This is a genomic window from Jeotgalibaca caeni (assembly GCF_028863945.1).
GTDB lineage: Bacteria > Bacillota > Bacilli > Lactobacillales > Aerococcaceae > Jeotgalibaca > Jeotgalibaca caeni.
Genome location: NZ_JARBEA010000067.1, coordinates 1 through 12,017, shown reverse-complemented (window position 1 = coordinate 12,017; position 12,017 = coordinate 1). Strand labels below are relative to the sequence as shown.

11 protein-coding genes are annotated in these 12,017 nt (G+C 40.3%); 6 read left to right on the top strand and 5 right to left on the bottom strand.

Features of this window, described 5'->3' with window-relative positions; translation table 11 throughout:
• Window positions 1–601: 601 nt before the first annotated feature.
• Window positions 602–1,660, top strand: coding sequence for a PTS sugar transporter subunit IIC (locus PVE40_RS11295; protein ID WP_274732040.1), 1,059 nt, complete (start codon window positions 602–604; stop codon window positions 1,658–1,660).
• Window positions 1,661–1,758: 98 nt separating this feature from the next.
• Window positions 1,759–2,037 (top strand): YkvA family protein, encoded by a 279-nt coding sequence (locus PVE40_RS11290; RefSeq protein WP_274732039.1) that lies wholly within the window; start codon window positions 1,759–1,761, stop codon window positions 2,035–2,037.
• A 20-nt stretch (window positions 2,038–2,057) separates the two neighbouring features.
• Here the strand turns inward: PVE40_RS11290 and PVE40_RS11285 are convergent, their stop codons facing one another.
• From PVE40_RS11285 to PVE40_RS11265, 5 genes are all read right to left on the bottom strand, one after another.
• Window positions 2,058–3,608, bottom strand: coding sequence for an AbgT family transporter (locus tag PVE40_RS11285; protein WP_274732038.1), 1,551 nt, complete (start codon window positions 3,606–3,608; stop codon window positions 2,058–2,060).
• 119 nt (window positions 3,609–3,727) lie between these two features.
• Window positions 3,728–5,446, bottom strand: coding sequence for an ABC transporter ATP-binding protein (locus tag PVE40_RS11280; RefSeq protein ID WP_274732041.1), 1,719 nt, complete (start codon window positions 5,444–5,446; stop codon window positions 3,728–3,730).
• Between the two features lie 34 nt (window positions 5,447–5,480).
• Entirely contained in the window at window positions 5,481–7,196 is a 1,716-nt protein-coding gene (locus PVE40_RS11275; RefSeq protein WP_274732037.1) for an ABC transporter ATP-binding protein, read from the bottom strand.
• Between the two features lie 17 nt (window positions 7,197–7,213).
• The gene (locus PVE40_RS11270) at window positions 7,214–7,651 is read right to left on the bottom strand and encodes a MarR family winged helix-turn-helix transcriptional regulator (RefSeq protein WP_274732036.1); all 438 of its coding nucleotides are present in this window, start codon (window positions 7,649–7,651) and stop codon (window positions 7,214–7,216) included.
• Between the two features lie 93 nt (window positions 7,652–7,744).
• Window positions 7,745–8,275, bottom strand: a complete 531-nt coding sequence (locus tag PVE40_RS11265; RefSeq protein ID WP_274732035.1) for a DUF421 domain-containing protein — start codon at window positions 8,273–8,275, stop codon at window positions 7,745–7,747.
• A 141-nt stretch (window positions 8,276–8,416) separates the two neighbouring features.
• Between PVE40_RS11265 and PVE40_RS11260 the strand changes: the two genes are divergently transcribed.
• The 4 genes from PVE40_RS11260 to PVE40_RS11245 all read left to right on the top strand — a co-directional run bounded on the left by PVE40_RS11260 (window position 8,417) and on the right by PVE40_RS11245 (window position 11,860).
• Window positions 8,417–9,214: a Cof-type HAD-IIB family hydrolase gene (locus PVE40_RS11260; protein WP_274732034.1), complete on the top strand. Its 798-nt coding sequence runs from the start codon at window positions 8,417–8,419 to the stop codon at window positions 9,212–9,214.
• A 24-nt stretch (window positions 9,215–9,238) separates the two neighbouring features.
• Entirely contained in the window at window positions 9,239–10,618 is a 1,380-nt protein-coding gene (locus PVE40_RS11255) for an FAD-binding oxidoreductase (RefSeq protein ID WP_274732033.1), read from the top strand.
• A gap of 39 nt (window positions 10,619–10,657) precedes the next feature.
• Complete coding sequence (locus PVE40_RS11250; protein ID WP_274732031.1) at window positions 10,658–11,323, top strand: DUF421 domain-containing protein; 666 nt, start codon at window positions 10,658–10,660, stop codon at window positions 11,321–11,323.
• A gap of 327 nt (window positions 11,324–11,650) precedes the next feature.
• The gene (locus PVE40_RS11245) at window positions 11,651–11,860 is read left to right on the top strand and encodes a heavy-metal-associated domain-containing protein (RefSeq protein ID WP_274732030.1); all 210 of its coding nucleotides are present in this window, start codon (window positions 11,651–11,653) and stop codon (window positions 11,858–11,860) included.
• Window positions 11,861–12,017: the final 157 nt, after the last annotated feature.

Sequence of the window (12,017 nt, the reverse complement as noted above, 5' to 3'; positions counted from 1 at the left end):
AACGGAAAAATTCATTTGTCTCTTTGTGTTTTTCACAAAAGGGCCAAAGGCCCATCAACACTTAATATTCTAGAGCCATAAAACAAAAGGTTCCGGTGCCATTGCGCCGGAACCTTTTTTAATGGTCCAGCTTTTTTTGGACAAGTGAAGGTAGAAAAAGAGGGTTACTTGTCCAAAATACTCAAAAACGGACAAGTGAGCTAAAAAATCTCCCTCTACTTGTCCAAAAGCAGAATTAAATGAGATTATTTTCATTTTACTCTTGACGCTTTCTCATTTTGTTTGCTATACTGTGGACATCTTAATTGAGGGGCAGGCAAACACCATGAATATACTAAACAATTTGCATCAACCACAATTAAATAACTTTTACTTTAGCTACTACTTTAGAGAAAATCTGTAGAGTGGCTAGAGAACTTCAACATGTTCTAAAAGTTGCCTATAGATTTCACACAAGAAATCGAAGAGGCAATGTAGAGCTAGAAGTTCATAACAGGAGAGCATCCTTTCACTTTGAGCATATACAACTGCCTGATTCGGTTTCTATTAATCGAATCAGGCAGTTTTTCGTTTTGTTAGAAAAGAGATGGAGGAATAGGAAATGAAACAAATGGTTGGGATGTCAGGAAAAGAATTCATGTTAAACTTATTGAACGGGATGAGCTTAGGGATTGTATTGGTATTAATGCCGGGAGCGATTTTTGGTGAGTTGTTAAAATTAGTAGTACCAATTTTGCCGCAAGTAGGAGCTCTTATTATCATGCTGAAGTTTGTTGCTTCGTTAATGCCAGCTGCGATTGGCGTAGCTGTAGGATACCAGTTCAAACTTACTCCGATTCAGACCTTATCCGTAGCGATGACTGCCGTTATCGGCAGTGGGGTAATGACTGTAAATGAAGCTGGTGGATACTTGTTTGCCGGAACAGGGGATGTAATCAATACGGGAATCACGACTGCTCTAGCAGTGATTCTCGTAAAAGTTATCAAAGACAAATTAGGTGCGTACAATATGCTCGCACTGCCATCCTTGCTAATTGTCGTAGCTGGTGGAATTGGAATGCTGACACTCAATCCGGTTAAAAATATTTCAATGATGATTGGTCAAGGAGTTATGACCGTAACCGAACTGCAGCCGATTTTGATGGGTAGTCTCTTGGCCATGATTTTTGCTGTATTAATTGTTTCACCTATTTCTACGGTTGCGATTGCGACTGCTATCGGTTTGGCGGGAGTGGGATCAGGAACAGCTAATTTGGGGATTGTAGCAGCCGGCGTTGGGTTGGCGATTGCAGGCTGGTCTGTTAATAATACTGGAACTTCTTTGGCTCACGTAATTGGATCACCGAAAATTCAAATGGCGAACACAATGAAGAAACCTCTCACGATGGTTCCTGTCCTTTGTAATGCTGCTATTCTCGGTGCATTAGGCGGCTGGTTGAACATTCAAGGAACCCCAACCAGTGCTGGATTCGGCCTCAGCGGTTTACTTGGACCTTTGACAGCATTGAATGCAGCGGGAGGGTTTACCGTTCCAAATATGCTTGTCATCCTGCTTTTGTTCGCGGTTTTACCAGTTGTGCTCGGACTTCTTTTCCAAAAAGTGTTCACGACCTTGATTCGTATTGTTGATCCAATCGATTACAAAATTTCTTTCGAATAGAATCCAACTTGAGGCTGATTTATTTTCTGCCCATTCATTCTATAATAATCATACTGCAATGAAACTTTTTCGGTTCATTTGAGAAAGGAACGTGTATGATGAAATTAAGAAAAAAAAGTAATCTAACTTCTGTGAGCAAAGTGAAACCAATTGTTTCCTCTTTATTAGATTCTAAAATAGATAAAAGAAGAAAATTGATGGTTATAGGGATTATTCTCTATATCCTGAGTCCAATTGATATTCTGCCAGATGTCTTGCCTATGCTTGGTTATGCAGATGACATTCTATTGCCTGTCCTATTATTTGTGGCAGAGCACCTGCTTACCAATCATGATGTAGCGAAAGAAACAGAAACAAAAAACCAGCTAGGAGCATGAGCTCTAGCTGGTTTTTTATTTTATCTAAATTGCATGTAAGCATCTGGTCCTACTGGAAGTCCGGTGAAATACCAAACAACTAATAGAATAACCCACGCGATAAAGAATGCGATGGAGTATGGAAGCATGGTAGAAATCAATGTTCCTAAACCACTCTTCTTATCGTAGCGCTTCATGAAGACAAGGATCATTGCAAAGTAACTCATCAATGGTGTGATGATGTTCACCACTGAATCGGCAATCCGATAAGCAATTTGTGTCAATTCAGGAGTTAGTCCTAAGTTATACATCATTGGTACAAAGATTGGCGCCATGATCGCCCATTTCGCAGAAGCAGATCCCAAGAACAAGTCAAGGAAAGCAGCCAATACTACAAAGGAAATAACAAGCGGTAGACCTGTGAAGCCAATATTTTCTAAGAACTCAGCTCCATTTACAGAAAGGATCGTTCCTAAGTTTGTATAAGAGAAATAATTAATGAATTGAGCAGCAAAGAAGGCAAGCACGATGTATCCACCCATTGAGCGCATAGATTGAGTCATGCTTTCAACAAAGTCATTGCTGTCTTTAATTTTTCCAACGGTAATTCCGTAAGCTAATCCTGGGATAGCAAAAAGGAAGAAAATAGCAAAAATCAGACCATTACTTAAGAAGTAGTTAATACTCATTTCTCCAGTTGCTTCATCCAACACACGCAGTGCTCCATTTTCAGGAACAAGCATAACGGCCATTACAGCAATAAATAGAAGTAATGCAATTCCTGCATTTCGCAATGCTTTGTTTTGAAGAGCAGTTAGAGGCTCATCATCAGGCATATACTCGCCTTTATATTCTCCTAAACGAGGTTCAACAACTCGAGTCGTAATCATTGTACCAATAATGGTTAGGATAAACGTTGAAGCAATCATGAAATACCAGTTACCAGTTACAGACATTTGATAATTAATATTTGCACTTTCTAATGCCGCATTGGTAATCCCTGTTAACAACGCATCAGTTGGTCCAATCAGCAAGTTTGCTGAGAATCCACCAGAAACTCCGGCAAAGGCAGCAGCTAACCCGGCAATCGGGTGACGGCCTGCTCCGGCAAAAACAATTGCGCCAAGTGGAATAACAACGACATATCCAGCATCAGAAGCAATATTTGAGATAATCCCTGTGAACACAACAACGGCAGTAAGCAGAGAAGTCGGCACAGAACGAATTAATTTCTTTAGCGTATCGCCAATCAGTCCAGTCCACTCAGCTACCCCAACCCCAAGCATCGCAACAAGTACGGTACCTAAAGGAGCGAAACCAGTAAAGTTCGTTGTTGCATTGTTGAAAATATATGCCAAACCAGATTTATCCATTAAGGAAACTGCTGTAGTGGTTACTTGCTCGTTTGTACGTGGGTCGAAGTAAGTTGCAGAGACACCTGCACGAGCCGCAATTTCTGAGATAACAATGATAAGTAAAGCCAATAATACGAAAATGACAACCGGATGAGGAAGCTTGTTACCAAGGTTTTCCACTACTCCTAACCAGCCACCCCCATTGGATGAGTTGGTCTTTTTGTCCTTTCTAGCCATGAAAAAGTCCTCCGTTTCAAAAAATATTCATGCATTCGCATTTCATTATGATAGCATAAATAGATTTGAAGGAAAACAATTTTAGATAAGAAGGTTAAATTACTCAGTAAATTCTAATATCACGAGAACTGTGAGGCATATAAATTGTGATAAAATCCTCTTTTTGCTAGCAACTCTTCGTGCGTTCCTTGTTCCACGACACTTCCTTGGTCTACTACCAAAATCACATCCGCATCTTGAATCGTTGATAGGCGGTGGGCAATAACGAAGGTAGTCTTGCCGTGCATGAGTTTTTTCATTGCCAATTGAATTTTCAATTCTGTATTTGTATCCACGTTTGAAGTAGCTTCGTCTAAAATGAGCAGATTGGCATCTAGTAACATGGCACGAGCAATTGTCAGTAATTGTTTTTGTCCTTGAGAAATATTAAGTCCATCTTCGTCTATCTTCGTATCATATCCATTTGGTAAAGACATAATATAACGATGGATCATAGCTGCTTTGGCAGCAGCTTGTACTTCTTCTAAGGTGGCATCTGCCTTTCCATATGCCAGATTATCAAAAACTGTTCCAGCAAATAACCAAGTATCTTGCAGAACCATGGCAAAGGATAAACGCAAACTCTTACGAGTAGCTTTTTTTATGTCGACACCATCCAGACGAATGATCCCTTTTTGCGGATCATAGAACCGCATCAGTAAGTTGATGAAGGTTGTTTTTCCTGCGCCGGTCGGACCAACAATGGCGATGGTGCTTCCAGCATCGACTTTTACATTCAAATTCTTAATAATCGGTTGATCCGGAGAATAACCAAAAGTCACCTCTTCAAAGGAAATATCGCCAGCTACATCTTCGAAAACATGTGCCTCTGCCGGATCCGATGCTTCACCGGGTTCGTCAATCAAACGGAAAACCCGCTCTGCAGCTGCAAAGGCAGACTGAAGTTCACCAATAATATTAGAAATTTCGTTAATGGGTCCTGAGAAGCGTCGAGAATAGAGAACAAAGGAAGAAAGGTTTCCTAATGTAAGACTTCCAGCAAGGAACAAGAAGGCACCAAAGACACTGATGAGTGATAATGATAAGTTGTTAATAAAGGTTACGGCTGGACCCACCATACTTCCGTAATAATCTGCGTTATAGTAAGCATCGACGGCTTCTTTATTTTTCTCATCAAAACGGACAATCATATTTTCTTCCTGATTGTACACTTTGATCGTTTGTTGGCCGGAAATAATTTCTTCAACAAATCCATTCAACTCTCCGAGCTTTGCCGATCGTTTGCGGAAAAGGGGACGAAACTTCCCAGTCATGTATTGCGTAAGGACGATTGATAACGGAATCGTCAGCAAGAAAACAGAAAGGAGAGGTGGAGAAATCAGAATCATCATCACCAAGGAGCCCACAATCGTAACCAAGCTCGATAGAACTTGAATAAAGTCACTGGATAAAGAAGTATTGAGTGTGTCGATGTCATACGTTACGCGGCTAAGAATATCACCGACGGAATGTGTATCATAGTAACCAGCAGGCAGTTCTGTCATCTTTTCGAAAATATCTTTTCGCATGCGGCTGACAATGCGCTGTGTCAGTTTTGTCATGATGACTGACATGACGTACTGCAAGATAGAGGCAATTAAATAAAATAGGAGCATCCGCAAACAGTAATCAAACACACGCTGAAATACGACGCTTCCCACTCCAGGTTCAATTGCATCAATCGCATAACCAGATAGCAAGGGACCTAACAGCGCGAATAAGTTGCTGAGAATATTCAATGTAATGGCAGCGATGAGCATCCATTTGTAGTGATAGAGATAGATCCACAAACGTTTCATCAGTTTCAAACGACTGGATTGAACGACTTCATCATTAGGCAAATTCTGCACCTCCCATTTGAGAACGACTGATTTCACGATACGTCTCGTTTCTTTGCATTAGTTCTTCATGAGTCCCAAATCCGATTGTTTTTCCGTCTTCAATCATCAAAATATAATCAGCATGCTGGATGGAACTAATACGCTGCGCAATAATAATTTTTGTAGTCTCTGTAAAGTTTTCCACGATTGCACGACGCAGACGTGCATCGGTCTGGTAATCAAGTGCGCTGGAAGAATCATCCAGAATAAGGATAGCAGGTTCATCCGCTAGAGCGCGTGAGACAACAACCCGTTGCTTCTGTCCGCCACTCAGATTGGAACCCTTTGAATGGACAGAGTGATTGAGGCCGTCTTCTAAGGAATCAATAAACTCATCTGCTTGAGCAAAGTCAGTAGAACGGACAATCTCATCCAGTGGCAACTGCCTACCAAAGTCGATATTTTCCTTTAATGTATCCGCAAAGAGAATGTCTCGTTGAAAGGCTACACCGAAGAGAGAATGCAGCTCTTCCTGAGGGATACTATTTACATTTCTTCCATTAATACGAATCGTTCCTTCTGATGGATCGTATAACCGCATCAACAACTTAATCAAAGTAGTTTTCCCGGAACCAGTAGGACCGATAATCCCTAGCGTCTCTCCTTGTTTGAGAGAAAAGTGAATGTCACTCAGTGTTTCCTGTCCTTCTTGATAAGCAAAGGAAACATGTTGGAATTGGATGAAGGCATCTGTTTCAATCGTATCTTCTGTTTCTACCGTTAAATCGCTAGGAGTGGAGAGAATCGTACTAATACGGTCAGCTGAAGCAAGTCCCCGTGAAATAATGACAAAAATTCGTGTAATACTCAGCATCGCATTCAAAATAATGGTGAAGTAAGACATAAAGGCGACCACAACACCAGGTTGTGTGGTGCCGGCATTTACTCGAAAGGCGCTAACCAAAATAACCAAGGTCAGACCCGTGTTCAAAAATAAGTTCATTAAAGGAGAATTGACAGCCATCGTCAAATTTGCTTTTGTTTCTGCCTGGACCACAACATCATTAACAGTAGAAAAACGATTTTTCTCGTATTCTTCCTTAGAGAGAGCCTTGATAACACGCGCACCCGTAATATTTTCCCTCACTACCTGGATGAGATGATCCACTTCTTCCTGTAGTTTTGTAAATTGTGGAATCCCAATTTTCGATATAAAATAAACGGTGACAACAATAAACGGCATAGTAGCAATCAGCACAAGGGTTAAAACAGGATCAAGTGTTAACGTAACAACAATACCTCCCAGTAACAAAATGGGTCCCCGAATTCCCATCCGCTGTATGCGTCCGATGGTGTGATTCACGTTATAGGTATCAGTTGTTAAGCGCGAGACAAGAGTTGGAACCCCGTACTTATCCAATTGACTGGCAGAAAGGTACGATATTTTGGCAAATAAATCATGGCGGATGTTTTCGGTACTATCCCTAGCAATTTTCGAAGCCATACGATTGGCAATGATATTGAGGGTCAGAGCTGCAATAGACGTCAAGATCATGATTCCGCCCCAAAATAGAATTTGCCGCCTGTCTCGTAAGGGGACTACCGTATCAATGATATACGCTAAGATCCAGGGCAATAGTAAGTCCATGATTGTACCAAAGAATTTAATGAACACACCTACTGATAGCTGCCTCATGTAAGGTCGGACATAATCCATCATCAACTTCATTAAAAAACACTCCTTTCTTATTCATTAGGTAGATGATCGACAATCTCCTTCGCTCTTCCCATAATTTTCTTCATCGCTTCTATGAGTTGTTCTTTTTCTTCCTGCGTAAAATCGACCAAAATGTCTTCATTCCATTCTTTTAGGGTCTTCGAGACAATCGGTAATATTTCGAAAGCTTTTTCAGTAGGGTAAACGAGCTGTTCACGCCCATCAACTTGGCTTGGAACGCGATAAACATAGGCATTCTTTTCGAGTGTAGCAAGTTGGCGAGCAACATTACTTTTATCAACAAAAATCATTTGAGCTAATTTTCCTTGTGGAATACCAGGATTGCGGCAAATATTCAAGATATAGGAATGATGAATTCCTTTGAGGCCGTATGCTTTTAATTTTTCATTTCGATACAGGGTAGACAAACGAGCGGTTCGGTTCACATAACGCATCATTGATTCCATAGCGTTCCTCCTTAGATAGTTGCGCATGCAACTAATTTTTTATTACTGTACCATTTTTATAAAAAAGGTCAAAATAAAAGAGCATAAAAGCTCTTATTTTTCTTCATGAAGAAAAGGATGATCGATATTTTCAAGAGTACTGTTTGAAGAATCAGAACCGTTGGCGGATAGAATGGATAATTGTCCGTTTGCTTCCACAACGATTGCCAGAACTTCATTCATAGAAGCATGCTGTTGCAATCGGACTGCTTGGAGGAGGTCATCTTTCGTAATACGTTGCTTTTTGAGTTGTGTCTCATCATATTTACCTTTGTAGAATAACAGCGTTGGCTTGGCTTTAATAATTTTATTGAAAAATGGAAAATAAACAGAGGCTTTAGCAATAATAAATTGAAGAAGCAGCAACAGTGAAAAAGAAACAATCCCGCTTGCTGCGGTTAGATTGGAATTTGTTAACGTAGAAGCCAAAATAGATCCAAGAGCTACAGTAACGGAAAAGTCATAAGCATTCATCTGAGTAAGCGAACGTTTACCGAATGTACGAATGGAGATTATAAAAAACACATAAGTGACGGTGCCCACCACTAGAATTCTTTTTATTGTTTCCCAATCTGCTACTAACATATAATCCACTCCTTTTTGAAAGTTACTTGTAGTTTATCATAAAGACAACCAGAACAATTGATTTGAGCCATCTAATATGAAATACTTAGAGAAATACGACGATTGGAATCAGCCATTCAATGAAACTAAAGGAGAATCAGTATGGCAATAAAGTTAATTGCAGTAGATATGGATGGAACTTTCCTTAATAGGGAAATGACGTATAATAAAAAGAGATTTCTTCACTTATTCGAAAGAATGCAGGAAAAAGGAATCTATTTTGTAGCAGCGAGTGGTAATCCGCTACCTCAATTACAGAAACATTTTGCAGAAGTAGCTTCTCAAATGACCTTCCTCGCCGAAAATGGAGCCTATATCATTGAAAAAGGTGTAGAAGTGAGTAGCCATATTATGGAACGGAATTTAGTGGAAAAGTTAATTGCAACTTTGAAAAATTATAGTGCCATTCCTTTTGTTTTGTGTGGAAAGAAGGGAGCTTACGTTCACGACTCCATCTCAGAAGATGCTTATGCTGCCTTCCAACGATATTATCCCATTCTTACCCAAGTAAACGGTTTGGAGCAGGTGAATGATGGGATTTTTAAGGTTGCAACTGCTTTTGAAGAAGAGGAAGTTCCCTACGTATTGGAATACTTGCATGGTGAATTGGTCGGAGAAATTACGCCGGTTGCGAGTGGATATGGTTTTGTCGACCTTATTCAACCGAATATCCATAAAGGAAGAGGGATCAATCTACTTCAAGAACGATGGGGGATTTCAAAAGAAGAATCGGTTGCGTTTGGAGACAGTCCAAACGATTTAGAAATGCTTCAACAAGTGAAGTATGGTTTTGCTATGGAAAATGCGGCTCCGCAAGTAAAGGAAGTAGCGTACCAAGTGATTGGACCCAATACTTCAGAAAGTTTATTGGATACAATCGAATCACTGCTCAGACAATAAAACAATAAAAGAGGGAAAATCAATATGGATGAATTACAACATAAATTAGCAAACATTATTCCAGATGGGGAACGCTTATTAATGGGAGACCGAATAACGGATCAATATCGTTATGACGATTATGTTACCGATACAGGTGAACCGATCGCGGTAGCTTTACCGACATCAAAAGAAGAAGTGGTGGCTTTAGTAAAAGTAGCAGCAGAAGAAAATCTACCGGTTATTACCTATGGTGCCGGAACAGGACTATCAGGAGCGACCGCACCACTTGGAGGTGAACTGATTATAGATGTTCATCTAATGAACCGAATTTTGGATTTGGATGAAGAGACCTTTACGTTGACCGTTGAGCCAGGTGTACTAGTAGGAGAAATTCACGAGTATGTAGAAAAGCGAGGCTATTTCTACCCGCCAGATCCTGGTTCGAAACACTCTTCAATCGGTGGAAACGTCGCTACAAATGCAGGCGGAATGCGTGCCGTTAAATACGGTGTAACACGTGATTACGTGAGGGAACTGGATGTTGTTCTAGCGGACGGCCGTGAAATGAAAGTCGGCTCCTTAAATATTAAAAGCAGTTCAGGATATGACTTGAAAGACTTATTTATTGGATCAGAAGGAACCTTAGGAATTACGGTTCAAGTGAAACTACGTTTACTGCCGTTACCAAAAGCAAAACTATCGGTCATTGCAGCATTCCATACTTTGGAAGATGCGACGGATGCAGTTTTGACCATTTTACGAAACGGAGTAGACCCTACTGCCATGGAGTTTTTTGAAAAAGAAGCAATTGCTCTAAGTGAAAAAGACAATGATCTTCCGTTCCCTAGTCAAGAAGGCGACGCCTATCTCCTCATTACGTTGGACGGGGACAGCAGTGCTTCCCTTGAACAACGTCTCCAATTATTGGAGGATAGTGTCAAGGAACACCACGTAGTAGAATTACTTCCTTTAATGGATCCAGCAATGGAACATACGGCGTGGTTCCTTCGTGATCGGTTGTTGACTTCCGTTGTGAATTACACAGAACAAGTCACCATGGATGAAGTAGTTCCAATTAATCATATTTCTACTTTATACAAATATACAAAAGAATTAGAAAAACAAAGTGGGTTGAAGCTAATCAGCTTTGGACATGCTGGGGATGGGAATCTGCATACGTGTATCACAAGAGGAGACATCCAAGACCAAGCAGAATGGGAACAAAAACGGGATGATGTACTCGGCAAACTTTATCAAAAAATTAGTGATTTAGGCGGTTTACCGTCGGCAGAACACGGAATTGGATTAATTAAGAAACCGTATTTTGAAAAAATGACTGCTGATTTGAATATCGAAATGATGCGCAGTATAAAAGCTGTTTTTGACCCAACAGGAAGATTGAACCCACACAAGTTATTCTAATGATTGCTAGCCAAAACGAGACTGGAGGCAGGAGGCGCGATGTACTTAAATATTATTGTTAAGCTGACTCTCGGAACAGCGGGTCTATTCTTAATCATCCGTATCATTGGCAAGAAAGCTGTCTCTGAGTTGACACCTTTTGACTTGATTTACTTTTTAGTTTTGGGTGGAATGTTGGAAGGATCACTTTTCCATCCAGAAGTTTCAATCGTACATTTACTATTTGCTCTTGCGTTGTGGGGAGTAATTGTTTATGCGATTGAGCGAACGAGTAAGAAAACGATGAAAACTTCAAAAATTCTTCAAGGGGAGCCATCTGTTCTTATCTATGAAGGAAAGGCAAATTTTAAGGAACTAGAACGAAATAATATTGATTTAGAACAGCTGCGAGCGCTGCTGCGCCAGCACGGGTGCTTCACCATGCATGACGTCAATTATGCCATTCTAGAGATTGATGGAAAAGTCAGCGTCATTCGCAAGGATCAAGATGAGAAGCCGTCCATCCTATTGGTTGATGAAGGTCGAGTGGATCATGACACCTTGGAGAGCATTGAAAAAGATGAAGGTTGGTTGCGGGAGCAATTGCAGGAAAAAGGCTATGGTTCGATTGAAGATCTTTTTTATTGCGAATGGGTGCCGGGTAAAGGCATTTATGCAGCTTCTTATCAAGAAAATTTGGAAAAGGATTACCGTTTAGATGGTTGATATAGAGAACGCCAAACTTCTACCTATAAAGGGAGTTTGGTGTTTTTAATTTTCTGCTGTTATGGACAAGTGAGGGAGTATTTTTAAGTCCACTTGTCCATATTAGACAAAAGTGGACAAGTGAAAGACAAGTAGGAGTCTCACTTGTCCAAAAGTAACAAAAATGGACAAGTGAACTTCATTTTCAACACTCACTTGTCCAAAAGCACACGGTTATTTCATTTATATAGTAGAGAAGGAAGACAAGCAGTGCTTCGGCTTGAAAACAACCGGTAAAAAATGAAACGATAGTACTAGATTCAATTGTAAAGACTGGAGATGATTGATATGAAACAAGAAGTAGTTGTTGAAGGAATGAAATGTGAAGGATGCGCAGAAAATGTCAGCAAACTGTTCTTAACATTGGATGGGGTTGAACGTGTGTTGGTTGATCGCGATGCAAAAGTTGCAGCTGTTGAGGGAGCGCGAGAAATCACAGCGGATGAATACCAACAAGCACTGACAGGTACAAACTATCAAGTAGTTGAAGTAAAATAGCAGAAAGAAGAGGCCGAGATTTTCTCAGTCTCTTTTATATGAAAACACAAGCTAAAAAAAGCGCAAAAAGTCACTACCCATGGTATCATGTAGGTGTTAAAATTTTAAATTTTTAGAGGGCTCTTGTTCTGTTGCCGCAGACCGAGAGCTTTTTCCT